We start from the raw sequence: 25,202 nt of genomic DNA, 5'->3' as shown, positions 1-25,202 counted from the left end.
AGAAGGGAATCGTTTCTGCCCGGCGCCCCGCCGCGGTTGGCGGGGTGAGGAGGGGCGGGGCGCCAGGCAGGATCCGGGGGCCTGGACGGACGGGTCGTGAAAGGAGTCCGTCCGTCCGGGCGGGGCCACGGTGGGGGCTGGGGCTACTTCAGCCCGGCCGAGGCGCAGGCGGCGGCGTACTGGCCGGCGCAGATCTCGTCGACGGTGTAGACACCGTCCTTGACCACAGTGTCCTTGATGTTGGCCTTGGTGAGCGAGACGACCGGGATCAGGACCGAGGAGATGCCCTTGGTGGTGGGGCTGTCGACCTTGGACTTGGCGATCGCGTCGAGCTTCTCTCCCTTGGCCAGCGCGACGGCCATCGCGGCGGCGGCCTCGGCCTCGGGGGCGTACGGCTTGTAGACGCTCATGTACTGCTCACCGGCGATGATGCGCTGCACACCGGCGAGTTCGGCGTCCTGGCCGGTGACCGGCGGCAGGGGGCTGACACCGGCGGACTTCAGGGCGGTGATGATGCCGCCGGCCATGCCGTCGTTCGCGGAGTAGACGCCGACGATCTTGTCCTTGCCGAGCGCCGTGATGGCCGCCTCCATGTTGGCGTTGGCGTTCTCCGGCTTCCACTCCTTGGTGTCGTACTCCTTGCCGATGTTCACCTTGCCGTCGAGCTCGGAGTGCGCGCCCTTCTTGAAGAGAGCTGCGTTCGGGTCCGTGACGGCGCCGTTCATCATCACGATCTGACCGGCCTTGGCCTTGCCGCCCAGGGCCTCCAGGAGAGCCTTGCCCTGGACCTTGCCGACCTCTTCGTTGTCGAAGGAGGTGTACGCGTCGATCGGGCCCTGGGCCAGCCGGTCGTACGCGACGACGGGAATGCCGGCGTCCTTGGCCTTCTTGACGGAGTTGGCGATCGACGCGGCGTCGACGGCGTCGACGATCAGGACGTCCACCTTGTTGGTGATCATGGTGTCGACCTGCTGGTTCTGCGTGGTCGCGTCCTGCTTGGCGTTGGCGTAGATCACCTCGCCCTTGCCGCCGGTCAGCTTCTTGACCTCTTGCTCGATGAGCGGCTTGTCGAACTTCTCGTAACGCGCGGTCTGGTTCTCCGGCAGGAGCAGACCGACCTTGATCGCGTCGCCCTTGGCGGCGCCCGGCGAGGACTCGCTGGTGCCCCCGCCCGACTCCTTGGCGCTGCCACAGGCAGCGAGGGAAGCGGCCATCGCGGCGCCCGCGACGACTACGGCAACACGACGGATACGCGTGTTCATCTTGTGAACCTCCCTGACGAGGCCGCAACGTTGCGGCCGAGGTGTGACGTGAGTCAACTCGGCCGCAAGGTTGTCGTCAAGGAGTGAAGACTTAACGAGATGACAACGGTGCCATCCGTTATCTAGATGAAGACAGAGCCGAGTCCTTCTCCGAGCCGACAGACCCAGGCGAAGTGGCCGAACCGCTCTCCAATAGTGTGGAATCGCCCATCTCAGAGAGTACGAGGGCCAGGGCCCCCAGCACCTCGGCGCGCCCGCCCAGGGCACCCGTAAGGACGGAAAGCCGGCGCGCGGCACTCGGGATCGCGTACCGGGAGACCGACTCCCTGATGGGCGCCAGGACCAGTTCACCGGCCTCCGCGAGGCTGCCGCCCAGCACCACCCGGCTGGGGTTGAGCAGGTTGCACAGGTTCGCCACGCCGCTGCCGATGTGCCGGCCCACGTCCGCGATGACCCGCCGGCAACCCGGATCGCCCTCCTGGGCCAACTGGACGACGCGCTCCATCGTGAGGTCCGGTCCGTGGCCGGGCTGGAGCAGTGGCAGCACGTACCGGGCGGCGGCGAAGGTCTCCAGGCAGCCGCGGTTGCCGCACCGGCAGACCGGCCCCGACTCGTCCAGCGTGATGTGCCCGATCTCCCCGGCCGTGCCGCCCGGACCGCGGTAGATCTGGCCGTTGATGACGAGCCCGGCGCCGACGCCGCTGGCCACCTTGATGTAGGCCAGGTCCTTCACGCCCCGGCCGCTGCCCCAGACCAGCTCCCCCAGCGCGCCGAGGTTCGCGTCGTTGTCGACGTACACGGGCACGCCCAGCCGCTCGGAGAGCTCCTGGCGTGGGTTGATGCCGGTCCAGCCCGGCAGGATCGAGGTGGAGCCCAGGGTGCCGGACTCCACGTCGATCGGGCCCGGGACGCCGAGCCCCACGCCGATCACCTTGTCCCGGCCCACCCCGACGGTCTGGATCAGCCTCCCGACCAGCGCTTCCGCCCGGTCGAAGCCCTCCTTGGAGGAGGCGTCGACGTCCAGCGGCTCGGACTCCTCCGCGACGACCTGGTGGGCCAGGTTGCCCACCGCCACGCGCAGGTGCGTGTGGCCGAAGTCGACGCCGATGACGATCCCGGCGTCGCCGCTGAGCGAGACGGCGCGGGCCCGGCGGCCGCCCGCCGAGGTCGGCGTGACCTCGACCGTGCCGCCGTCCTTCAGTTCCCGGACGATGTTGGAGACCGTGGCCGCCGACAGTCCGGTGGTACGGGCGATCTCCGCCTGGGTGAGCGAACCGGCCAGCCGTACCGCGCGTACGACCCGCTCGAGATTCGCCCGGTGCAGTGACGACTGCGAACCCGGAGTCTCCACGACTGATCCACTCCTGCCCTTCAGCGACGGCACTGCCATCGCCCCCCGGCCGAGGCCCCGGAAGTCACAAAAACCGCATAACCCGGACCCTCGGCTCTTTCAACTTGTGAACACCTAAGTCGAGCCCTTGGGATTCCTTACGTCAAGAGCCCAAGACGGCCCTCACCCGCACGGGACCCTTCGGCGAACTCGTCCCTATGACCGAGGAAAGGGCCAAAAGGCCCAGAGCGCACCTTCTGGGACACGTGTTAGCCTCGCTGAGGCGTTGATCCTCTGCGGCCGTCCGGCCGGATCGACCCCCATTGTCCGACAGCGCGAGGCGAGGAGGTGTTCGGGATGAGTCCCGACCGAAGTTCCTGCCGCGCTCTCGCCGGCTGACCCGCCGGCGTCCCCCTTCCCGGTCGCACCGGTCCCACGGGTTCCTCCCGTGCCACGGGGTCTGACCCCTCCCACCGGTTCCGCCGTTTCCTTCCGCATGCCCTGACGCCCCGCGCGGCGGCCCGAGGGGCTGCGACACACCCATGCCGACGTGCGGGCCCCGGCCCGCCGGGGACACCCCTGCGCGTCCATGACCACTCCGCGTCACCGAGCGGCTCCGCGCTGCCCGGAAACGCGGAGGGAGGCCTTCACATGACCATGATCACCCCGCGCACCCCGCAGAAGCTCGCACCCCCGGGCCGCACCCGCCGCGAGCGGAAGGCGGCCGAGCTGGAGGCCGGCACCCGCCGGACCGGCCAGCGGCTCGCCGAACTGAGCGCCCGCCCCGCCGCCCAGGTGCTCCAGGAGCTCGGCGCCACCCGCGACGGCCTCAGCCGGCGGGAGGCCCAGCACCGCCTGGAGCGGCACGGCCCGAACGTCGTCGCCCGCGAGCACGCCCCGCACTGGTGCGTCCAGCTGGCCAAGGCCTACTGGAACCCCTTCATCCTCGTCCTGGTCTTCCTCGCCGGGATCATGTACTGGCAGGACCCCGCCGATCCCGGCGTCGTCATCCTCTCCGTGATGGTCGGCATCAGCGGACTGCTCCGGTTCTGGCAGGAGTACCGCTCCGGCCGGGCCGCCGACGCACTGAAGCAGCTGGTCACCACCACCTGCGCCGTGCAGCGCCGGGCCGGCGCCGCCGCGGCCGGCACGCCGGTGGAGATCCCGATGGACCAGGTCGTCCCCGGCGACGTGGTGCGGCTCGCGGCCGGCGACCTCGTCCCCGCCGACCTGCGGCTGATCACCGCCAAGGACCTGATGGTCTCCCAGGCCGCGCTCTCCGGCGAGTCCCTCCCGGTGGCCAAGGCCGACAGCCGTACGGAGGACCTCGGCCGGCCGGGGGCACCCCCCGCGGAGCGAGGAGGAGACACCACCGACCCCGTCGAGGCGGGCAACCTCGCCCTGATGGGCACGTCGGTCACCTCCGGCACGGCCACGGGCGTGGTCGTGGCCACCGGCGCCGGCACCTACTTCGGCTCCATGGCCGGCTCGCTGGTCGGCGAGCGCCCGCAGACCAACTTCGACAACGGCGTGCGCAAGGTCAGCTTCCTGCTGATCCGCTTCATGCTGGTCATGGTCCCGGTGGTCTTCGCGGTCAACGGCATCACCAAGGGCGACTGGGACGAGGCCTTCCTCTTCGCCGTCGCCGTGGCGGTCGGACTGACCCCCGAGATGCTGCCGATGGTGGTCTCCGCCAACCTCGCCCGCGGCGCGGTCGCCATGTCGCGGAAGAAGGTCGTCGTCAAGCGGCTCAACGCGATCCAGAACCTGGGCGCGATGGACGTGCTGTGCACCGACAAGACCGGCACCCTCACCGAGGACCGCATCGTCCTCGACCGCCACCTCGACGTGCACGGCCGCGAGGACACCGAGGTCCTGGAGTACGGCTACCTCAACGCGCACTTCCAGACCGGCCTGCGCAACCTGATGGACCGGGCGGTCATCGACCGCGTCAACGAGGCCGAGGAGGTTGTCGTCGACGCACGGTTCTCGATGGTCGACGAGATCCCCTTCGACTTCGCCCGCCGCCGGATGTCCGTGGTCCTCAACCGCAACAGCCTGGTCGGCGAGGGCCGCGCCGAACACGTCATGATCACCAAAGGGGCCGTCGAGGAGGTCCTCGGCCTCTGCACCCACCTGACGGACCGCGGCGAGCGCATCGAGCTCACCGAGGCCCTGCGCGCCGGCGCCGCCGCCACCGCCCAGGACCAGAACCGGCAGGGCATGCGCGTCCTCGCCGTCGCCACGCGCACGATCGACACGCCCCGCGACAGCTACACCGTCGCGGACGAGGACGGCCTCACGCTGGTCGGCTTCCTCGCCTTCCTCGACCCGCCGAAGGCGGACGCGGCCGCGGCCCTGCGCGGCATGGCCGACAAGGGCATCGCCGTCAAGGTGATCACCGGCGACAACGAGCTGGTGGCCGCCCGGGTCTGCGCCGACGTCGGCCTCGACGTCGGGCACGTGGTGCCCGGCACCGAGATCGACGCCGTCGACGACGCGCAGCTGTGCGAACTGGCCGCCCGTACCACCGTGTTCGCCAAGGTGAACCCGGTGCAGAAGGCACGGGTCGTCCGGGCCCTGCAGGCCGACGGCCACACGGTCGGCTTCCTGGGCGACGGGATCAACGACGCGGCCGCGCTGCGCGACGCCGACGTCGGCATCTCCGTCGACACCGCCGTCGACATCGCCAAGGAGTCCGCGGACATCATCCTGCTGGAGAAGGACCTGACCGTCCTGGAGCAGGGCGTGGTGCAGGGCCGCACCACCTTCGGCAACACGATCAAGTACATCAAGATGACCGCGTCGTCGAACTTCGGCAACGTCTTCTCGGTGCTGGTGGCGAGCGCGTTCATCCCGTTCCAGCCGATGCTGGCGATCATGCTGCTGGTGCAGAACCTGGTGTACGACATCGCCCAGCTGGCCACGCCCTGGGACCGGATGGACGAGGAGTACCTGCGCAGGCCGCGGAACTGGGACGCCCGGGGCATCGGCCGCTTCATGGTCGTGATCGGGCCGATCAGCTCGGTCTTCGACATCGCGATGTTCGTGATCATGTGGAACGTGTTCGGTGCGAACAGCGAGGCGCACCAGGCGCTCTTCCAGTCCGGCTGGTTCATCGAGGGCCTGCTCTCGCAGACCCTGGTCGTCCACATGATCCGGACCCGGAAGATCCCGTTCGTGCAGTCGCGGGCCTCGTGGCCGGTGATGGTGGCGACCGTCCTGGCGGTGCTGACGGGCCTGTTCCTGCCGTTCTCGCCGCTGGCGTCCGCGCTGGGCTTCGTACCCGTCCCGATGTCCTACTTCCCGTGGCTGGTGGGCGTGCTGCTGGCGTACTGCACCCTCACGCAGCTGGTGAAGACCTGGTACGTCCGCCGCTTCGGCACCTGGCTGTAGGCCGGGCCCGGACGTGGAGGAGGGCGGGGCCGTCTCGGGGCGGCCCCGCCCTCCCCGTCGGTGCCGGCCGGGCTACTTGAGCGTGGCCGAGGTCAGGCCGGCCTGGATCTGCCGCTGGAAGGAGAGGTACACCACCAGCATCGGGATCATCGCGATGGTCACGCCCGCGAAGAGCACCGGCAGGTCGGTCTCGTAGCCCTGCTGCTGCTGGAGCTGGATCAGGCCCTGGGTGAGCAGGTAGCGCTCGGGGTCGGAGCTGCTCTGCGGCTGCATCAGCACCGAGGGCAGGATGTACTGGTTCCACTGGCCCAGCATGTTGAAGATGCCGACGCTGATCAGGCCGGGCTTGGCCATCGGCAGCATCACCTGGAAGAAGATCCGGGTGTGCGAGGCCCCGTCGATGACCGCCGCCTCGTGCACGGCGGTCGGCAGGGTGCGGAAGAAGCTGTGCATGAAGAAGACGGTGAACGGCATCGAGTACGCCACGTACACGAGGATCAGCCCGTGGTACGTGTTGAGCATCTCGAACCGCTTGACCATGAAGAAGAGCGGCACGAGGGCGAGGAAGACGGGGAACATCGCCCCGCTGACGAAGAAGTAGTAGACGAACCGGTTCCCCTTGAAGGGGTAGCGGGCCAGCACGTACGCCGCCATCGACCCGAAGAGCATGGTGAGCGGCACGGAGAAGACCAGGACGATGAAGGTGTTGGCGAAGTAGTCGCCGATGCCCTTGTCCCAGGCGCGTCCGAAGGCGTCGAGGTGCCAGTTGGAGGGCCAGCTCAGGGCCGAGCCGCCGATCTGGGCGTCGGTCTTGAAGGAGCCCAGGGCCAGCCAGATCAGCGGCAGGACGATCAGTATGGCCCAGACGGCCAGGAAGCCGTGCGAGAAGACGTTGAGGACGGTGCCGTCGGCGCCGCGGCGTTCGCGCTCCCCGGTGCGTCCCGATCCCCCGGCCCGGTCGGCGGCCGCCTCCCCGGGGGCCTTGATCACTGTGGATTCGGTGGTCATCGTGGCACTTCCGCTCAGAACTCGATGCGCTCGCGGCGGGTGGCGCGCAGCGTGATGACGGAAAGGATCATGGTGAGGACGAGCATGACGACGCCCATGGCGCAGGCGTAGCCGCTCTTGCCGAAGAAGAGGAAGTTGCGCATCAGGACGGTGGCCATGACCTCGCTGTGGTGGTCGGGCCCGCCGCCGAACTGCCCCTGGGTCATGGTGGACACCAGGACGAACATGTCCATGGCCGCGATGCCGAGGTAGACGGCGGAGGTCTGCACCGAGTCCCACAGCAGGGGCAGGGTGACCTTGAAGAAGGTCTGGGCGCGGCCGGCGCCGTCGAGCAGCGCCGCCTCGTAGATGTCCTTGGGGACGGACTGCATGGCCGCGGAGAACAGGACCAGGTAGAAGCCGACGCCATGCCAGACGACGACCAGCAGCAGGCACCACAGGACGAGGTCGGGCTCGTTCAGCCATTCGATGGGGGTCTGCGGGTCGACCAGGCCGATGCGGGTCAGCACGCCGTTGAGCAGGCCGCCCTCGTCGCTGCGGTAGACCGCTCCGAAGAGCACCGCGAGGATGGCGAGGGAGAGGACCTGCGGGAAGAAGTAGACGATCTTGTAGAACCGGGAGCCGGCCACGCCCTGCACGCCGCCGGCGCCGCTGCGGCCGCCGGCGTTGAGCATGAAGGCGAAGAACAGGGCCAGCAGGATGGTGACCACCGGGACGAACACCAGGAGCAGCAGGTTGTGCCAGAGTGCGCCGCGGAAGACCTCGTCCTTCAGCAGGTCGGCGTAGTTGTCGAAGCCGACGATGTCGAACGTCGGTGACTGGCCCGTCCAGTTGGTGAAGGAGTAGCCGAACGTCTGCACGTACGGCCAGATGACGAAGATCAGGTACAGCGCGAGCGGCACGACGAGGAATCCGGCGATGAAGCCGCCCCGCCCCCTGCTCTTGGCTACGTTGCTCATGGTGTCCGTCCCGTCCGTCCCGCCCGGTCAGTCGCGGTGGTTGTTCTTGGCGTTGGGGTCCTTGGCCGCCTTGTCGACCGCGGCCTGGGCCCGCTTGATCCACTCCTTGGGCTGGATGCGCTTGGCCATCAGCTCGTTGGACGCGTTCTGGATGTCCAGGTCCATCTGGCTGTACCAGTCCGGGTAGCGGTAGTTGAAGGTGTTGTCGCCGGCGGCCTTGAGGGCCTCCACGGCCGACTTGGTGCCCGGGCGCAGCTGCACGTTCGGGTCCACGCCGTCCTTGACGATGGTGAGCGAGTTGGCCTGCTGGGCGAAGAGGGTGGACCACTCGCGGGACAGCATCGAGCGGATGAACTCCAGGCCGCCGGGCTTGTTCGCGGCCTTCTCGGGGACGATGAACGGCTCGCCGGCACCGGCGCGGATGGCTTCGAAGGGCAGCTTGCTGCCCGGGAGGACCGGCATCGGGAGGAAGCGCATGTCGAAGTCGGCCGGGGTCTGCTTGAGCTGCTCGTTCTCCAGCCAGGAGCCGCTGGTGATGAAGGCGGCCTTGTACTGGTTCCACCGGGTCTGGCTCTCGGTGTGGGTGAGGCCGTTGGTGCCCGGCATCAGCAGGCCCTTCTCGACGACCTCGTATACGGCCTCGACGGCCTCCAGCGCGACCGGGTTGTTCTCGAAGGCGTTGGCCTCGAGGTTGTCGATGGCCTTCATGGCCTCCAGACCGCCCTTCTTGGCGATCAGGTCCATGATGGCGACGTTGATGTAGTACGGGTACTTGCCCTGGTGGGCGAGTCCGCCGAGGCCCGCGGCCTTGGCCTTGGCACAGACGTCGAGGAACTCGTCCCAGGTCTTGGGCGGGTTCCAGCCCTTCTCCTTGAAGAGCTTGCCCGAGTACCACAGGCCCCAGACGGTGTAGACGTAGTTCACGGCGACGAACTTGCCGCCCTGGGTGCCCTGTTCGATGGTGCCGGGGATGAGCATGTCCCGGACCTTCTTGTTGGGGTCGTCCAGGGACGGGGCGTCCAGGACCGGCGTGAGGTCGGCCAGCTGCCCGCCCTTGAAGAGCACGTCCAGCTTGATCTGCTGGGCGCCGGAGTCGTCGATGACGTCCGGGGGGTTGCCGCCGTTGAAGCGGGGCTGGAGCTTGCCGGTGATCTCCTGGGTGCCGAGGTGGGAGCTCTTGGTGCCCCACTTCTTGTCGAACGCGGCCTCCCAGGCCTTGGCGTAGTCGTCGCCGTAGCCGCCCTTGAAGACGACGACGTCGAGCTTGCTGCCCTTGGCCACGCCGAAGGGGTTCTCCTTGGTGGCCTTGGTGCCGCTGTTGCCGCCGCTGGGCTCCTCGCCGCCGCCGGAGGCGCACGCGGACAGGAAGCTCATCGTCGGCACGGTGATCAGGCCGAGCGCCGCGGACCGCTTGATCAGATCGCGGCGGCCCAGCCCCTCACCGGTGCTGCGCTCGCCGTGGGCGGAGGTGGATCCCATGCTCAAGTCCTCGCCTTCGTCAGATGTGTGAAGGACGCCGAAAAAACCAGGCAGTTGCGAATTCGGGCATCACCGCAGGTCGCCCGCCGTCCCCCGGTCCGGGGCCGCTCGTGCCGCGGTGGGCCGGACGGGCACAGGTATAGTCCACTTCCGCTCGGCGGAGCAAGATCGAGCACAAGGATGACTCCGGGCTTTTCCGAGTTGAGACCTCTCCGTCACACGGCATGCTTTCCCAGAAAAGCGGAAGGGCCGTACCCCCTTAACGGGGATACGGCCCTTTGGTGCCGTCAGGCACCCTTATGCCTCAATCGACGACGCCACCCGGCGTGTCGGCTGGTTTCAGCCGCCGGCCTCAGCCGCGGATGAGGTTGCGCAGCACGTACTGCATGATGCCGCCGTTGCGGTAGTAGTCCGCCTCGCCGGGGGTGTCGATGCGCACGACCGCGTCGAACTCGACGCCGGTGTCGGTGGTGACCTTCACCGTGCTGGGGGTGGTGCCCTCGTTCAGCTCCGTGATGCCCGCGATGGAGAAGGTCTCCTCGCCGGTCAGGCCGAGCGAGTCGGCCGACTGGCCGGCCGGGAACTGCAGGGGCAGGACGCCCATGCCGATGAGGTTCGAGCGGTGGATGCGCTCGTACGACTCGGTGATGACGGCCTTGACGCCGAGGAGCGCGGTGCCCTTGGCGGCCCAGTCGCGGGACGAGCCGGAGCCGTACTCCTTGCCGCCCAGGATGACCAGCGGGATGCCGGCGGCCTGGTAGTTCTGCGACGCGTCGTAGATGAAGGAGACCGGGGCGCCCTCGACGGTGAAGTCGCGGGTGAAGCCGCCCTCGGTGCCCGGCGCGATCTGGTTGCGCAGGCGGATGTTGGCGAACGTACCGCGGATCATGACCTCGTGGTTGCCGCGGCGGGAACCGTACGAGTTGAAGTCGCGGCGCTCGACGCCGTGCTCGGTGAGGTACTTGCCGGCCGGGGTGTCGGCCTTGATCGCACCGGCCGGGGAGATGTGGTCGGTGGTGACCGAGTCGCCCAGCTTGGCCAGCACGCGGGCGCCGGTGATGTCGGTGACCGGGGTGGTCTCCATGGTCATGCCCTCGAAGTACGGGGGCTTGCGCACGTAGGTGGACTGCGGGTCCCACTCGAAGGTGTTGCCGGTCGGGATCGACAGCGCCTGCCACTGGGCGTCGCCGGCGAAGACGTCCTGGTAGGACTTGGAGAACATGTCCTCGCCGATGGCGTTGGCGACGACGTCGTTGACCTCGGCCTCCGACGGCCAGATGTCCTTGAGGAAGACCGGGTTGCCCTCGGTGTCGACGCCGAGCGCGTCCTTGGTGATGTCCACCTTCATGGAACCCGCGAGGGCGTACGCGACGACCAGCGGCGGGGAGGCCAGGTAGTTCATCTTGACGTCGGGGTTGATCCGGCCCTCGAAGTTGCGGTTGCCGGAGAGGACCGAGGTGACCGCGAGGTCGTGCTCGTTGACGGCCTTGGAGACCTCCTCCGGCAGCGGGCCGGAGTTGCCGATGCAGGTGGTGCAGCCGTAGCCGACGAGGTTGAAGCCGACCTTGTCGAGGTACGGGGTCAGACCGGCCTTGTCGAAGTAGTCGGTGACGACCTTCGAGCCCGGGGCGAGGGTGGTCTTGACCCACGGCTTGCGGGTCAGGCCCTTCTCCACGGCCTTCTTCGCCACGAGGGCGGCGGCGACCATGACGTACGGGTTCGAGGTGTTGGTGCAGGAGGTGATCGCGGCGACGGTGACGGCGCCGTGGTCGATCGTGTAGGTGGTGCCGTCGGGGGCGGTCACCTCGACCGGGTTCGACGGGACGCCGTTGCTGACGGCCGGGGCGTCGGACGCCGGGAAGGACTCCTCGCCCGCCTCGTCGGCGGTCGACACGTAGTTGCGGACGTCCTGGGCGAACTGCGCGGCGGCGTTCGCGAGGACGATGCGGTCCTGCGGGCGCTTCGGGCCGGCGATCGACGGGACGACGGTGGAGAGGTCGAGCTCCAGCTTCTCGGAGAAGTCGGGCTCGGCGGCCGGGTCGAGCCAGAGGCCCTGCTCCTTGGCGTACGCCTCGACGAGCGCGACCTGCTGCTCGGAGCGGCCGGTCAGGCGCAGGTAGTTCAGGGTCTCGCCGTCGATCGGGAAGACCGCGGCGGTGGAGCCGAACTCCGGCGACATGTTGCCGATGGTGGCGCGGTTCGCGAGCGAGGTGGCGGCGACGCCCTCGCCGTAGAACTCGACGAACTTGCCGACGACGCCGTGCTTGCGCAGCATCTCGGTGATCGTGAGCACCAGGTCGGTGGCGGTGGTGCCGGTGGGCAGCTCGCCGGTCAGCTTGAAGCCGACGACGCGCGGGATCAGCATGGAGACCGGCTGGCCGAGCATGGCGGCCTCGGCCTCGATGCCGCCGACGCCCCAGCCGAGCACACCGAGGCCGTTGACCATGGTGGTGTGGGAGTCGGTGCCGACGAGGGTGTCGGGGTACGCCTGGCCGTTGCGGACCATGACCGTGCGGGCCAGGTGCTCGATGTTCACCTGGTGGACGATGCCGGTGCCCGGCGGGACGACCTTGAAGTCGTCGAACGCGGTCTGGCCCCAGCGCAGGAACTGGTAGCGCTCCTTGTTGCGGCCGTACTCCAGCTCGACGTTCTGCGCGAAGGCGTCGTTGGTGCCGAACTTGTCGGCGATGACGGAGTGGTCGATGACCATCTCGGCCGGGGAGAGCGGGTTGATCTTCGCCGGGTCGCCGCCGAGCGCGGCGACGGCCTCACGCATGGTGGCGAGGTCGACGACGCAGGGCACGCCGGTGAAGTCCTGCATGATCACGCGGGCCGGCGTGAACTGGATCTCCTGGCTGGGCTGGGCCTGGGAGTCCCAGCCGCCGAGCGCCCGGATGTGGTCGGCGGTGATGTTGGCGCCGTCCTCGGTGCGGAGCAGGTTCTCCAGCAGCACCTTCAGGCTGTAGGGAAGGCGGGCCGAGCCCTCAACCTTGTCCAGCCGGAAGATCTCGTACGACTCGTCGCCCACCTGCAGCGTGCTGCGGGCGTCGAAGCTGTTCGCCGACACGACAGTCTCCTTCATGCATGAATTCGCGCGTTCTACCGCATCCTGCCGCGTGGCACTCTGGCCAGTCCGCTAAGGTAGGGCTAAGTTAGGTAACCCTTACCTGCGGTGCGGCTGCGGGACGCCTTCGGCAGATATCTCGATGTCGAGATAACTCTAGTGCATGAGGGCGTCCTGGTCATGCACGGGCGTGGGTGACATTGCCGCGTGACGTGTGACATCGGCGGCACGCGCACTGCCGCGACGACGGGGGCGGGACCCCGGGCGAGGGGGCGTGGCGGACGACCGCCCCGCCTGAGGGGCATTCAGACGGGGCGGCGGCGCGACACCCGGCCGGCCGCCCCGCACGCCCCCACACCCCTCCCCCGCACGAGCCCCCCGCACCCCTCCCCCCACCAGTGGCACTCACCACACCGCCACAACAGCGCCATGCCGTAGGGCCAATTGACCCGATTACCCCATAACAGCCATACCGGACACACGAATGGGGCACCCCCGGGAGGCAAGATCTCATATCTGAGATACGGTGCACCCATGGCAGACGACTACCTCGTACGCATCGGCAAGCTCATCCGTGACGCCCGGCAGCACCGGGGCTGGACGCAGAGTCAGCTCGCCGACGCACTGGGCACCAGCCAGAGCGCCGTGAACCGCATCGAACGCGGCAACCAGAACATCAGCCTTGAGATGATCGCCCGAATCGGTGAAGCACTCGACAGCGAGATCGTCTCCCTGGGCTACGCCGGCCCGATGCACCTGCGCGTGGTCGGCCGCCGCCGCCTGTCCGGCGCCATCGACGTCAAGACCAGCAAGAACGCCTGCGTCGCGCTGCTGTGCGCCTCCCTCCTCAACAAGGGCCGCACGGTGCTCCGCCGGGTCGCCCGCATCGAGGAGGTCTACCGCCTCCTGGAGGTGCTCAACTCCATCGGCGTACGGTCCCGCTGGATCAACGACGGCGTGGACCTGGAACTCGTACCGCCGGCCGAGCTCGACATGGACGCCATCGACGCCGAGGCGGCCGTCCGAACCCGCAGCATCATCATGTTCCTGGGCCCGCTGCTCCACCGCATGGACCGCTTCCGGCTGCCCTACGCCGGCGGCTGCGACCTCGGCACGCGGACCATCGAGCCGCACATGATCGCGCTCCGCCGGTTCGGTCTGGACATCACCGCCACCGAGGGCATCTACCACGCCGAGGTCGAGGCCGGGGTCTCCCCCGAACGGCCCATCGTGCTGACCGAGCGCGGGGACACCGTCACCGAGAACGCGCTGCTGGCCGCGGCCCGCCACGACGGCGTGACCGTCATCCGCAACGCCTCCTCCAACTACATGGTCCAGGACCTGTGCTTCTTCCTGGAGGCCCTGGGCGTCCGGGTCGAGGGCATCGGCACCACCACGCTGACCGTGCACGGCGTGCCGAACATCGACGTCGACGTCGACTACTCCCCCTCCGAGGACCCGGTCGAGGCGATGAGCCTGCTGGCCGCCGCGGTGGTCACGGAATCCGAACTGACCATCCGGCGGGTCCCGATCGAGTTCATGGAGATCGAGCTGGCGGTCCTGGAGGAGATGGGCCTGGACCACGACCGCTCGTCGGAGTACGTGGCGGACAACGGCCGCACCCGGCTGGTGGACCTCACGGTCCGCCCGTCGAAGCTGGAGGCCCCCATCGACAAGATCCACCCGATGCCGTTCCCCGGCCTGAACATCGACAACGTCCCGTTCTTCGCGGCGATCGCGGCGGTGGCCCAGGGCCAGACCCTGATCCACGACTGGGTGTACGACAACCGGGCGATCTACCTCACGGACCTCAACCGCCTCGGCGGCCGCCTCCAGCTCCTCGACCCGCACCGGGTCCTGGTGGAGGGCCCGACCCGCTGGCGCGCGGCGGAGATGATGTGCCCGCCGGCCCTCCGCCCGGCGGTGGTCGTCCTCCTGGCGATGATGGCCGCCGAAGGCACCTCGGTCCTCCGCAACGTCTACGTCATCAACCGCGGATACGAGGAACTCGCCGAACGCCTCAACTCGGTGGGCGCCCAGATCGAAATCTTCCGGGACATCTAGAATATCCCGGGCATTCCGCGGTACGGGGCCCCGCAGCTCTCCACGAAGAGCTGCGGGGCCCCGGCGCTGCCCGGGCCGTGCCGAGGTCACCGCGGGTGAGCGGAACTCCCGGAAGCGGCGTCAGGCCATGGGGGTGTGATTGCCCTTGAGGCGTTCGATGTCGTCCGGGCGGACCTGGATGACGAAGAGGGCTATCAGGGCGCCGACTGCGGCGAAGACGGCGGCCGCCACGAAGGAGCGGGTGACGCCGTAGGTGAGGACCTGGTCGCCCCAGGGGTCGGGGAGCTGGCCGGTGCGCTGGAAGGCGATGCGTTCTGCGGGGGTGGCCTGGGCGAGGAAGGTCGGGACGATCTCCTTGGCCTCGTTGCGGCTGGCCGTGCCGAAGACGGTGACCAGGATGGACAGGCCGAGCGAACCGCCGACCTGCTGGGTGGTGTTGAGGAGGCCGGACGCGGCGCCCGACTCGTGGTCGGGGACTCCGGAGAGGGCCATCAGGGTGAGGGAGACGAACTGGAGGCCCATGCCGAGGCTGAAGATCAGCATCGGTCCGAGGATGCTGCCCAGGTACGTGGAGTCGATGTCGGTCTGGGTCAGCCAGGCCAGGCCGGCGGCCGACAGCAGCGCGCCGATCACCATGAAGGGCTTGGGGCCGTACTTCGGCAGCAGCTGGGAGGTGATGCCCGCGCCGACCGCGATGACGGCGCTGACCGGCAGGAAGGCCAGGCCGGCTTCGAGGGGGCTGAAGCCGAGCACGTTCTGCACGAAGAGGGTGAGGAAGAAGAACATGCCGAAGATCGCGCAGGCGAGCATCAGCATGATGCCGTAGGTGCCGGCGCGGTTGCGGTCGGCGAACATGTGCAGCGGGGTGATCGGCTGTTCGGAGCGGCGCTCGACGAGGATGTAGACGGTCAGCAGGACGATGGCGGCGACGAAGGAGCCCAGGGTGAGCGGGTCCCGCCAGCCTTCCTGGGCGGCGCGGATGAAGCCGTAGACCAGGGCGACCATGCCGAGGGTGGCGGTCACGGCGCCGGTGAAGTCGAAGTGGCCGGGGTGGCGTGCGGACTCCCTGAGGACCCGGGGTGCGGCGAACGCGATGAGCAGCGCGATGGGCGCGTTCACGAAGAAGATCCAGCGCCAGTCGAGCCATTCGACGAGGATGCCGCCGAGCAGCAGGCCGATGGCGCCGCCGGCGGCGGAGACGCCGGCGAACACGCCGAACGCCCGGTTGCGGGCGGGGCCTTCGGTGAACGTGGTGGTGATCAGCGCGAGGGAGGTCGGGGAGGCGATGGCGCCGCCGACGCCTTGGAGGGCGCGTGCGGCGAGCAGTTGTCCTGAGTTCTGGGCGAACCCGCCGAGCAGCGAGGCGAGGCCGAACAGGAGCACACCGAAGATGAACACGCGGCGGCGGCCGAGGATGTCGCCGGCGCGGCCGCCGAGGAGGAGGAGTCCGCCGAAGGTCAGCGTGTACGCGTTGACCACCCAGGAGAGCGTGGTCGTGGAGAACCCCAGCGCCGTCTGGATGTGCGGCAGCGCGATGTTCACGATGGTGATGTCGAGGACGATCATCAACTGGCAGGAGGCGATGACGAGCAGGGCGATCCCGCTCCCGCTTCCTTGGACCTTGCCATTGGTCCCGGTGGTCGGCATGGCACTCGGTTCCACCCTTTCGACGGTATGCCCCGTGCCAGGGGGTCACCACTCGGGCATACTGCCCGCCCGCGGTGCGGGGGGCTGGCAAGGGTGCAATTTCACATGTCACACTGCTGTGTCATGGACCCCTACCTCGACCTCTCCGCCCGCACCGGCCGCTTCACCTACGGCGCCCCCCGCGCCGCCGCCGTCGGCGACTCCGGCCGCCTGCTCTGGTTCCTGCGCTCCGCCGGTCCCGCCGACCCGGTCGACTCCCTCTGGGTGCTCGACACCTCCGACGGCACCGAGCGGCTCGTCGCCGACCCCGCCCAGCTGGCCCCCGGCCCCGTGGAACTCCCGGAGGCCGAGCGCCGGCTGCGCGAGCGGGTCCGGCTCTGGGCCCCCGGCATCGGCTCGTACGCCCTCGCCGCCGACGGTCTCAGCGCGGTCTTCGCCCTCTCCGGCCGGGTCTTCCAGGCCTTCGCCGACGGCGCCGCCCCCAAGGAGCTGCCCACCGCAGGCCCGGCCTTCGACCCCCGCCCCAACCACGACGGCTCCCGCGTCGCCTACGTCACCGGCGACGCCCTGCACACCACCCCCGGCGACCGGGTCTCCCCCGCCGACGGCGCCCGCTGGGGCCTCGCCGAGTTCGCCGCCGCCGAGGAACTGGGCCGCGCCCGCGGCCACTGGTGGTCCCCCGACGGCGTCACCCTGCTCGCCGCCCGGGTCGCCGAAGGCGCCCTGGAACGCCGGTACTTCACCGACCCGGCCCACCCCGAGAAGGCACCGGAGTCCTTCGCCTACCCGGTGGCCGGCGGACCCAACGCCGACGTCGCCCTCTGGGTCTTCGGCCCCGACGGCCGCCGCGTCCGCCTCGCCTGGGACGCCACCGCCTTCCCCTACCTCTCCGACGCCTCCTGGGCCTCCTCCGACGAGATCCTGCTGACCGTCCAGGACCGCCTCCAGCAGAACGTCCTGCTCCTCACCGCCGACCCCGCCACCGGCCGCACCCGCGAGCTGTCCCGCACCACCCACCCCCAGTGGGTCGACGCCCTGCCCGGCACCCCGGCCCGGCTGGCCGACGGACGGCTCCTCACCGCCGCCGACACCCCGGGCGGCACCGCCCGCGGCCTCGCCCTGGACGGCGTACCCCTCACCGGAGACGGCATCCAGGTGCGACGCGTGGCCGGCGAGTACGCGGGTGCCCTCGCCGTGGAGGCCGGCACCCGGGACCCCGCCGAGCAGCAGGTGCTGCTCCTCGGCCCCGGCGCCGGCGAGGTACGGGCCCTGGCCGACGGGCCCGGCGTGCACTCCGTACTCGTCGACGGCGGCGCGCTGCTGCTGACCTCGGCCGGCCCCGACGGGGTCACCAGGACCGTACGGACCGCCGACGGGCGGGAGTTCTCCCCGCGCGACCTGTCCGAGCCGCTGCCGTACCGGGTGGTGCCACGGCTGGCCCGGGTGACCGAGCACGGCCTGCCGACGGCCGTGGTCTACCCGCGGGGCCATGTCACCGGTGAGCGTCTGCCCGTACTGCTCGACGTGTACGGCGGCCCCGGCTACCAGGCCGTGAGCGCCGAGCCGCGCCGCTGGCAGCTGCGCCAGTGGTGGGCCGACCAGGGCTTCGCCGTGGTCACCACCGACAACCGGGGCACCCCCTTCGTCTCCCCCGCCTTCACCCACGCGATGTACCGCGGCTTCTCCGAGGTGACCCTGGAGGACCAGGTGGCGGCCCTGCGCGCGCTCGGCGACCGGGACCCCGACCTGGACCTGGACCGGGTCGGCGTGCGCGGCTGGTCGTACGGCGGCTACCTGGCCGCCATGGCGGTGCTGCGCCGGCCGGACGTGTTCCACGCGGCGGTCGCCGGGGCCGCGCCCACGGACTTCCGGTACTACGACACCGCGTACACCGAGCGGTACCTCGGCCTGCCGGACGAGCACCCGGAGGTGTACGAGCGGGACTGCCTGCTCGGGGACGCCGCGGGGCTGTCGCGTCCGCTGCTGCTGGTGACGGGGCTCGCGGACGACAACGTGCACCCCTCGCACACGCTGCGGCTCTCCGAGGCGCTGACCGGGGCGGGCCGGCCGCACCGGCTGCTGGCGCTGCCGGGCGTCACCCACATGACCCCGGACGGGGTCAACGAGAAGCTGGTCGCCCTGGAGCGGGACTTCCTGCTCCGCGAACTGTCCGTCTGACCGTCCGAGGACGGCAGGTCCGCTGACGGCAGGTCCGAGGACGCCGAGTCCGCCAACGCCGAGTCCGCGGACGGCAGGAGGGGGCCCGGGCGCGCGTCGCGCCCGGGCCCCCTCCCGTGTGCCGCCTGCCGGCGGGGGGTCAGTCCCCGGGGAAGTGGCAGGCCACCTCGCGTGCCTCGCCGGGTACGGCGATGCGCAGCAGCGGGCGTTCGGTGCGGCAGACCTCCTGGGCCTTGGCGCAGCGCGGGTGGAAGGAGCAGCCCGGGGGCGGTGAGGCCGGGCTCGGCGGGTCCCCGAGCAGGGTGATCCGCTCGCGCCGCCGCTCGGCCGCCGGGTCGGGCAGCGGTACGGCGGACAGCAGCGCCCGGGTGTAGGGGTGCTGGGGGGAGTCGTACAGGGCGTGCTTGTCGCCGATCTCGACGATCCGGCCGAGGTACATCACGGCGACCCGGTCGCTCACGCGCTTGACCACGGACAGGTCGTGGGCGATGAAGACGTACGAGAGGCCGAGTTCGTCCCGCAGCCGTTCCATCAGGTTGACGATCTGGGCCTGGACCGAGACGTCGAGCGCGGAGACGGGTTCGTCGGCGACGATCAGCCGGGGGCTGGTGGCCAGGGAGCGGGCGATGCCGATGCGCTGGGCCTGGCCGCCGGAGAACTCGTGCGGGTAGCGGTCGATGTGCTCGGGGATGAGGCCGGTGAGCTCCATCAGCTCGGCGGCGCGGACCCGGGCGTCCGCAGCGCTCCAGCCCTGGACCAGCAGCGGGTCGGAGATGATCCGGGCGACGGTCTGGCGGGGGTTGAGGGACGAGTGCGGGTCCTGGAAGACCATCTGGAGGTGCCGGCGGTGGGGGCGCATGGCCCCCTGGGAGAGCCGGGAGATCTCCTGGCCCTCGAAGCGGATGCTGCCGGAGGTGGGTTCCAGGAGGCGTACGAGCATGCGGCCGGTGGTGGACTTGCCACAGCCGGACTCGCCGACGAGGCCGAGGGTCTCCCCGGACCGGAGGGCGAAGGAGACCCCGTCCACGGCCTTGATGGGCGCGCCGCGGCGGCCGGTGGCGGAGCGGCGGCCGGGGAAGGCCATGGTCAGGTCGCTGACGGCGAGCAGCGGGGACGTGCCGGGTTCCCCGCCCGTGCGGGCCTCGGGGATGTCGGCGGGTGCCGTGGTCATCGGGCTGCCTCCTGGACGGCGCCGGCGAAGTGGCAGGCCGTCATGCGTGCGGTGGCACCGTACGGTGCGAACGGGGGCCGCTCGGTGCGGCAGCGCTCCCGTTCCTCCTCGGTGCCGGCGGCCGCCCGGGCGCAGCGCGGGGCGAAGGCGCAGCCGGGGGCGGGTGCCAGGAGGGAGGGCGGGGAGCCGGGGATGGCCCTCAGCGGCTCGTCGTCGGTGTCGTCGAGCCGCGGCAGCGAGTCGAGCAGGCCGCGGGTGTAGGGGTGGGCGGGGCCGGCGAACAGCTCGTCGACCTGGGCCTGTTCGGCGGCCCGTCCGCCGTACATGACGAGGACCTCGTGGGCGACGCGCGCGACCACCCCGAGGTCGTGGGTGATCATGATGACGCCGAGGCCGCGGTCCTGTTGGATGCGGGCGATCAGTTCGAGGATCTGGGCCTGGACGGTGACGTCGAGGGCGGTGGTGGGCTCGTCGGCGATGAGCAGGTCGGGTTCGCAGGCCAGGGCCATGGCGATCATGGCGCGCTGGCGCATGCCGCCGGAGAACTGGTGCGGGTACTCCCCCGCCCGGCGGGCGGGTTCGGGAATGCCGACCTCGCCGAGCATGTCCACGGCGTGCCGGCGGGCGGCCGCCCGGCCGGTGCGGAAGTGCACGCGGTGGTGCTCGGCGATCTGCTCGCCGACGGTGTAGTAGGGGTGGAGGCTGGACAGCGGGTCCTGGAAGATCATCGCCATCCGGCGGCCGCGGAGCTTCGACAGCTCCTTCTCCGGCATGCCGAGGAGCTCGCGCCCCTCCAGGGCGATGGAGCCGGTGACCTCGGCGCCGCGGTGGAGTCCCATGACGGCGAGCGAGGTGACGGACTTGCCGGAGCCGGATTCGCCGACGATGCCGAGGGTGCGGCCGGCCTCGACGGTGAAGCCGAGGGAGTCCACGGCGCGCACGGTGCCGCGCGGGGTGGTGAAGGCGACCTTCAGGTCGCGGACGGCGAGCAGGGGCGGCGCGGTCATGAGTACCTCACCCTCGGGTCGACGACGGCGTAGAGGAGGTCGACGGCGAGGTTGGCGACGACGATGAAGAAGGCGGCGAGCAGGGTCACGCCGAGGACCACGGGCTGGTCGGAGTTGACCAGCGCGCCGTAGAAGAGCCGTCCGATGCCGGGGAGTCCGAAGATGGACTCGGTGATGACGGCTCCGGCGAGGAGGCCGCCGAGGTCCATGCCGAAGATGGTCAGGATGGGGGTCATGCCGGAGCGCAGTCCGTGTTTGACGACGACGGTGCGTTCGGGCATGCCCTTGGCGCGGGCGGTGCGGATGTACGGCTCGGCCATGGCCTCGATCATCGATCCGCGGCTCTGGCGGGCGTACATGGCCGCGTAGAGCAGGGCCAGGGCGGTCCAGGGGAGCAGCAGGTTGGAGGCCCAGGCGAGGGGGTTGTCGGTGAAGGACTGGTAGCTCGGGTAGGGCAGCAGGCCGGCGATCCGGATCACTCCGTAGATGAGCATCACGGAGGTGAAGTAGACGGGCAGCGAGGCCGCGGCGACGGCGCCGACCATGAGGGCCCGGTCGGTGACGGTGTCCTTGCGCAGGGCGGCGGTGACGCCGGCGCCGAGGCCGAGGAGCAGCCAGAGGGCGGCGGCGCCGACGGCGAGGGAGGCGGAGACCGGGAGCCGGTCCATGAGGAGGTCCCAGACGGGCAGGGAGTTCTCGTACGAGTAGCCGAGGCAGGGGAAGTCGCAGGCGACGGCGTACTGCCCGGTGCCGAGGGTGCGGCCGGTGAAGATGCCGGTGAGGAAGGTGCCGAACTGCTCCCACAGGGACCTGTCGAGGCCGAGGTACTCGCGGACCACGGCGAGCCGCTCGGGGCTGCAGGTCTTGCCGCAGGCGTCGGCGGCGGGGTCGGAGGGCAGCACGTAGAAGATGAGGAAGGTGACGGCCGCGATGGCGAGCAGGACGCCGGCCAGGGCGAGCAGCCGGCGCGCGAGGTAGAGGATCACGTGCGGCCGCCCCTCGGGTCGAGGATGTCGCGCAGGGCGTCGCCGAGCAGGGTGAAGGCGAGCACCGACAGGAAGAGGAAGGTGCTCGGGATGACGAAGTACATGGGGTCGGTCTCGTAGAAGGCGACGCTCTCGGCGATCATCTGCCCCCAGGAGGGGGTGGGCGGGCGGACGCCGACGCCGAGGTAGCTGAGGGCGGCCTCGGTGCTGATCATGCCGGGGATGAGCAGGGTGGTGTACGCGATGACCGGCCCGGAGACCCCGGGCAGGATGTCGCGGGTGAGGATGCGCCAGGGGCCGGAGCCGCCGACCCTCGCCGCGTCGACGTACTCGCGGTGCTTGAGGGAGAGGGTCTGGCCGCGGACCACGCGGGCGACGCCGGGCCAGCCGAAGAGGCCGATGACGGCGGTCATCAGGACGATGCGGTTGACGTCCTTCGCCACCGACAGCATCGCGATCATGAAGATCAGCGAGGGGAAGGACATGGTCAGGTCCATGAGGCGGGAGAGCACGGCGTCCGTGCGTCCGCCGAAGTAGCCGGCGGCGATGCCGGCCGCGGTGCCCGTGAGCACGACGATCGCGGTGGCGGCGAAGGCGATGAGGAGGGAGACCTGGGCGCCGTGGACGACGCGGGCGTAGAGGTCGCGTCCGGTGACGGGTTCGACGCCGAGCCAGTGCTCGGGGCCGATCCCGCCGAAGGAGCCCAGCGGCAGGCCGCCGAGGTAGGGGTCGATGGCGGACTTGTCGAACTCCTCGGGGGACCAGCCGCCCAGGGCGCCCAGCCAGGGGGCGGTGAGGGCCATGAGGACGAAGAGGACGACGACGGAGAGGCTGATGCGGACGGCGGGGCGGCGGCGGAGTTCCCTCCGGGCGAGCTGCCAGGGGCTGCTGCCCGGAGGGACCGCCGCGGCCGGCGCGGTACCGGCTGCGGTGGTGGTCACGGCGACAGGTGTCTCGCGGGTGCGGGTGCTCAGCCCTGGCCCTTGGCGGGGTCCTTGAGGCCGATGGTGGCGTAGTCGATCGCGCCGCTCCAGACGGGGTGGCCGAAGGCGCCGGCGATGTTGGTGCCGATCAGCAGGGGCTTGCGCTCCAGGACGACGGGGACGGCCGGGGCCTTCTGCATGATCTCGGCGTCGAGGTCGATCCAGCCCTGGCGGGCGCGCTGGGCGTCGTCGTAGGCGCTGATCTCGTCGATGCGCTTGATGGTCGCGTCGTCCTTGAACTGCGAGTAGTTGCCGCTGTTGCCCTTGACCTTGATGGTGCGGCCGTCGAAGACGAAGGGCAGGAAGGTGGAGCCGGAGGGGTAGTCGGGGCACCAGCCGGCGAGGGTCATGTCGGGGGCGGTGGTGGTGTCGCCGATGACGTCGTAGAAGGCGCCCGGGTCGACGGTGTCGATGACCACCTCGATGCCGGCGCGGGACAGGCCCTGCTGGAGGGCCTCGGCGCGGGTCTTGTCGCCGGTGGAGACCGCGAGGGAGACCTTCAGCTTCTCCTTGCCGGCGGCCTTGAGGAGCTCCTTGGCCTTGGCCGGGTCGCCGGCGGGGGCGATCTTGAGGGTGTCGGCCTGGGCGCCGCCGGTGAGGGACGAGGGCAGGTAGGCGGTGGCGATCTCGTTGAAGGCGGGGCCGCCGCCCGCGGTGACCATGGACTCCTTGTCGACGGCGTACTGGAAGGCCTGGCGGACCTTGACGTCGTCGAAGGGGGCGCGCGAGGTGTTGAGCTGGAGCATGGTCGTACAGCCCTGGGACTCGGCCAGGAGGCGGGCCTTCACCTCGGGCTTGGGGAGCACCTTGGGGGCGCTCTCGGGGCGCATGTTGGAGTACGAGACGGCGGAGGCGTCGGCGCCGGCGGAGGCGATGATGCGGTCGTCGATCTGGCCGCCCTTGAGGCCCATGACGACGACGAACTTGTCCGGGTAGGCCTTGCGGACGGTGTCGGTCGCGGCGTCCCAGTGCTCGTTGCGGACGAGGACGAGCTTCTTGTCCCGGTCGTAGCTCTCGATCTTGTACGGGCCGGAGGAGAAGGGGCGGGAGTCGTACTGGGTGCCCTTCTCCTGGGCCTGCGGGACCGGGGCGAAGGTGGGCAGGGTGGCGGTGGCGGAGAACTCGGCGACGGGGCGGTTGAGTTCGAAGACGATGGTCTTGTCGTCGGGGGTCTTCACCGAGTCGAGGTGCTTGCCCTGGAGGGGGCCGGTGTAGCCCTTGGTGCCGGCGAGGTAGCGGGCGGCGTAGTCGGGGCCGCCGGTGAGGTCCGGGGAGAAGGACCGCTCGACGTTGTACTTGATGTCCTGGGCCTTGATCGGGGTGCCGTCCTCGTACTTGAGGCCGTCCTTGAGGGTGAAGGTCCAGGTGCGGCCGCCGTTGGAGGGCTTGCCGAGGTCGGTGGCGAGGTCGGGGACCAGCTCGCTGCCGGCCTTGCCGGGCTCGGACTTGAAGGTGACGAGGGTGCGGTAGAGCAGGCGGGTGCCGAAGTCCATCGCCGGCATCACCCAGTTGCGGGCCGGGTCCAGGTGGGAGAAGTCCTGGTTGGACAGGATCGTCAGGGTGCCGCCCTTGACCGGGGTGCCGCCGAGGATCTTGCCGTCGTTGGCGGCGGCGGGGTTGCTCGCGCCGCCCTTGCCGGCCTGGCCCTTCTTGGTGTCGGAGCAGCCCGAGGCGCCGAGTGCGAGTGCGGCCACCAGGGCGGTGGCGAGGGCGAGTTGGGTGCGCTTGGTCATGGTCACTCCAGAGAAGGGCCGCGCTGTAAGGTGTGACCGGTAACATAGTAATGTGAAATTGCACTGACAAGGGGTGTGCGCCGCCGTTATCCAGCCGTGTCCAAATCCCCGGCTCCACCACGCACTTGGGGCCCCGACCTGCACGGTCGGGGCCCCTGGTGCGTGGCGGGTGCGGCGGTTACGCGGTGCGGCTGCCGCCCAGCTTCCGCTTGGCGCGCGGCTCCACCGGCTCGTCCCGGCCCTGCGCCCACAGCGAGCGGACGTGGCCCAGGTGGCGGCGCATGCACTCCTCCGCCGCCGGCGCGTCCCCGGCCAGCATCAGGTCGAGCAGCTCGTGGTGCTCCTCGGCGGAGGCCACCAGCAGCCCGGCCTCGTCCAGGCCGGTCAGGCCGTACAGCCGTGAGCGCTTGCGCAGGTCGCCCACGGTCTCCACCAGGCGCTCGTTCCCCGCGAGGGCGAGCAGGCCGAGGTGGAAGCGGCGGTCCGCCTCCAGGTAGCCGATGAGGTCGTGGTTCCGCGCGCTGGCGACGATCTCCTCCGCCACCGGCCGCAGCGCCTCCAGGGCCTCCTTGGACGCGATCTGGGTGACCCGGCCGATGGTGGGCACCTCGATCATCGCGCGCAGTTCCGTGTACTGGTCGAGGTCGCGCTCGCTGACCTCGGTGATCCGGAAGCCCTTGTTGCGCACGGGCTCCACCAGGCCCTCGCGCGCCAGGTCGAGCATCGCCTCGCGCACCGGGGTGGCCGAGACCCCGTACTCCGCCGCGAGGCCGGGGGCCGAGTAGACCTGGCCGGGGCGGAGTTCACCCGCTATCAGGGCGGCACGAAGGGCGTGGGCGACCTGGTCGCGGAGCCTCTCCTGGGCTGTGATGAGACTGGTCTGCTTCAGGTCACCCATCGCTTTTCCTCCGAGAATTCGCAGAGGAACAGCGTAC

The 25,202-nt window shown here is 70.2% G+C and carries 16 protein-coding genes; 3 read left to right on the top strand and 13 right to left on the bottom strand.

Annotated elements, in window-relative coordinates; genetic code table 11:
• Nucleotides 1–143: 143 nt before the first annotated feature.
• Together ACIF6F_RS27805 and ACIF6F_RS27800 are read right to left on the bottom strand one after the other, a co-directional pair.
• Nucleotides 144–1,262, bottom strand: coding sequence for a substrate-binding domain-containing protein (locus tag ACIF6F_RS27805; protein WP_399952313.1), 1,119 nt, complete (start codon nt 1,260–1,262; stop codon nt 144–146).
• Nucleotides 1,263–1,380: 118 nt separating this feature from the next.
• On the bottom strand, nt 1,381–2,613 hold the full coding sequence (locus ACIF6F_RS27800; protein ID WP_399952309.1) for an ROK family transcriptional regulator: 1,233 nt from the start codon (nt 2,611–2,613) through the stop codon (nt 1,381–1,383).
• 630 nt (nt 2,614–3,243) lie between these two features.
• Here ACIF6F_RS27800 and mgtA point away from each other — a divergent pair.
• On the top strand, nt 3,244–5,988 hold the full coding sequence (gene mgtA / locus ACIF6F_RS27795) for a magnesium-translocating P-type ATPase (protein ID WP_399952306.1): 2,745 nt from the start codon (nt 3,244–3,246) through the stop codon (nt 5,986–5,988).
• 72 nt (nt 5,989–6,060) lie between these two features.
• Here the strand turns inward: mgtA and ACIF6F_RS27790 are convergent, their stop codons facing one another.
• From ACIF6F_RS27790 to acnA, 4 genes are all read right to left on the bottom strand, one after another.
• Nucleotides 6,061–6,996 carry a carbohydrate ABC transporter permease gene (locus ACIF6F_RS27790; RefSeq protein WP_399952303.1) on the bottom strand — a complete coding sequence of 312 codons (936 nt, stop codon included), beginning with the start codon at nt 6,994–6,996 and terminating at the stop codon, nt 6,061–6,063.
• 14 nt (nt 6,997–7,010) lie between these two features.
• Nucleotides 7,011–7,955: a carbohydrate ABC transporter permease gene (locus ACIF6F_RS27785; protein WP_399952300.1), complete on the bottom strand. Its 945-nt coding sequence runs from the start codon at nt 7,953–7,955 to the stop codon at nt 7,011–7,013.
• 27 nt (nt 7,956–7,982) lie between these two features.
• Nucleotides 7,983–9,434 carry an N-acetylglucosamine/diacetylchitobiose ABC transporter substrate-binding protein gene (gene ngcE, locus ACIF6F_RS27780; protein ID WP_399952297.1) on the bottom strand — a complete coding sequence of 484 codons (1,452 nt, stop codon included), beginning with the start codon at nt 9,432–9,434 and terminating at the stop codon, nt 7,983–7,985.
• Between the two features lie 352 nt (nt 9,435–9,786).
• The gene (gene acnA, locus ACIF6F_RS27775; RefSeq protein WP_399952294.1) at nt 9,787–12,501 is read right to left on the bottom strand and encodes an aconitate hydratase AcnA; all 2,715 of its coding nucleotides are present in this window, start codon (nt 12,499–12,501) and stop codon (nt 9,787–9,789) included.
• Between the two features lie 531 nt (nt 12,502–13,032).
• On the opposite strand from acnA, the gene ACIF6F_RS27770 reads away from it, so the two are divergent.
• Complete coding sequence (locus ACIF6F_RS27770; RefSeq protein ID WP_399952290.1) at nt 13,033–14,562, top strand: helix-turn-helix domain-containing protein; 1,530 nt, start codon at nt 13,033–13,035, stop codon at nt 14,560–14,562.
• A 120-nt stretch (nt 14,563–14,682) separates the two neighbouring features.
• Here the strand turns inward: ACIF6F_RS27770 and ACIF6F_RS27765 are convergent, their stop codons facing one another.
• A complete protein-coding gene (locus tag ACIF6F_RS27765) occupies nt 14,683–16,209 on the bottom strand; it encodes an MFS transporter (RefSeq protein ID WP_399952287.1) in 1,527 nt (508 codons plus the stop codon).
• 123 nt (nt 16,210–16,332) lie between these two features.
• Between ACIF6F_RS27765 and ACIF6F_RS27760 the strand changes: the two genes are divergently transcribed.
• On the top strand, nt 16,333–18,387 hold the full coding sequence (locus ACIF6F_RS27760) for a prolyl oligopeptidase family serine peptidase (protein ID WP_399952283.1): 2,055 nt from the start codon (nt 16,333–16,335) through the stop codon (nt 18,385–18,387).
• A 139-nt stretch (nt 18,388–18,526) separates the two neighbouring features.
• On the opposite strand, the gene ACIF6F_RS27755 is transcribed toward ACIF6F_RS27760, so the two are convergent.
• The 6 genes from ACIF6F_RS27755 to ACIF6F_RS27730 form a co-directional block, all read right to left on the bottom strand.
• Nucleotides 18,527–19,558, bottom strand: coding sequence for an ABC transporter ATP-binding protein (locus ACIF6F_RS27755; protein ID WP_399952278.1), 1,032 nt, complete (start codon nt 19,556–19,558; stop codon nt 18,527–18,529).
• Nucleotides 19,555–20,565, bottom strand: a complete 1,011-nt coding sequence (locus tag ACIF6F_RS27750; RefSeq protein WP_399952275.1) for an ABC transporter ATP-binding protein — start codon at nt 20,563–20,565, stop codon at nt 19,555–19,557. Before ACIF6F_RS27750 ends, ACIF6F_RS27755 begins: the two co-directional genes overlap by 4 nt.
• Nucleotides 20,562–21,551, bottom strand: coding sequence for an ABC transporter permease (locus ACIF6F_RS27745; RefSeq protein WP_399952272.1), 990 nt, complete (start codon nt 21,549–21,551; stop codon nt 20,562–20,564). The genes ACIF6F_RS27750 and ACIF6F_RS27745 overlap by 4 nt, the downstream gene beginning before the upstream one ends.
• Entirely contained in the window at nt 21,548–22,492 is a 945-nt protein-coding gene (locus ACIF6F_RS27740) for an ABC transporter permease (RefSeq protein WP_399952269.1), read from the bottom strand. Before ACIF6F_RS27740 ends, ACIF6F_RS27745 begins: the two co-directional genes overlap by 4 nt.
• Before the next feature lie 29 nt (nt 22,493–22,521).
• On the bottom strand, nt 22,522–24,267 hold the full coding sequence (locus tag ACIF6F_RS27735) for an ABC transporter substrate-binding protein (RefSeq protein WP_399952267.1): 1,746 nt from the start codon (nt 24,265–24,267) through the stop codon (nt 22,522–22,524).
• A gap of 178 nt (nt 24,268–24,445) precedes the next feature.
• The gene (locus tag ACIF6F_RS27730) at nt 24,446–25,165 is read right to left on the bottom strand and encodes a GntR family transcriptional regulator (RefSeq protein WP_399952264.1); all 720 of its coding nucleotides are present in this window, start codon (nt 25,163–25,165) and stop codon (nt 24,446–24,448) included.
• Between the last annotated feature and the right edge of the window lie 37 nt (nt 25,166–25,202).

Source organism: Streptomyces sp. NPDC086023 (genome assembly GCF_044540325.1).
Taxonomy (GTDB): domain Bacteria; phylum Actinomycetota; class Actinomycetes; order Streptomycetales; family Streptomycetaceae; genus Streptomyces.
This window is presented reverse-complemented; position numbering and strand designations above follow the sequence as displayed.

What these genes read in the sequence shown, in the direction of transcription:
- mgtA (WP_399952306.1), top strand. Translation starts at nt 3,244, where the DNA reads ATGACCATGATCACCCCGCGCACCCCGCAGAAGCTCGCACCCCCGGGC.
- ACIF6F_RS27730 (WP_399952264.1), bottom strand. Translation starts at nt 25,165, where the DNA reads ATGGGTGACCTGAAGCAGACCAGTCTCATCACAGCCCAGGAGAGGCTC.
- ACIF6F_RS27805 (WP_399952313.1), bottom strand. Translation starts at nt 1,262, where the DNA reads ATGAACACGCGTATCCGTCGTGTTGCCGTAGTCGTCGCGGGCGCCGCG.
- ACIF6F_RS27750 (WP_399952275.1), bottom strand. Translation starts at nt 20,565, where the DNA reads ATGACCGCGCCGCCCCTGCTCGCCGTCCGCGACCTGAAGGTCGCCTTC.
- ngcE (WP_399952297.1), bottom strand. Translation starts at nt 9,434, where the DNA reads ATGGGATCCACCTCCGCCCACGGCGAGCGCAGCACCGGTGAGGGGCTG.
- ACIF6F_RS27760 (WP_399952283.1), top strand. Translation starts at nt 16,333, where the DNA reads ATGGACCCCTACCTCGACCTCTCCGCCCGCACCGGCCGCTTCACCTAC.
- ACIF6F_RS27765 (WP_399952287.1), bottom strand. Translation starts at nt 16,209, where the DNA reads ATGCCGACCACCGGGACCAATGGCAAGGTCCAAGGAAGCGGGAGCGGG.
- ACIF6F_RS27755 (WP_399952278.1), bottom strand. Translation starts at nt 19,558, where the DNA reads ATGACCACGGCACCCGCCGACATCCCCGAGGCCCGCACGGGCGGGGAA.
- ACIF6F_RS27790 (WP_399952303.1), bottom strand. Translation starts at nt 6,996, where the DNA reads ATGACCACCGAATCCACAGTGATCAAGGCCCCCGGGGAGGCGGCCGCC.
- ACIF6F_RS27735 (WP_399952267.1), bottom strand. Translation starts at nt 24,267, where the DNA reads ATGACCAAGCGCACCCAACTCGCCCTCGCCACCGCCCTGGTGGCCGCA.
- ACIF6F_RS27770 (WP_399952290.1), top strand. Translation starts at nt 13,033, where the DNA reads ATGGCAGACGACTACCTCGTACGCATCGGCAAGCTCATCCGTGACGCC.
- ACIF6F_RS27785 (WP_399952300.1), bottom strand. Translation starts at nt 7,955, where the DNA reads ATGAGCAACGTAGCCAAGAGCAGGGGGCGGGGCGGCTTCATCGCCGGA.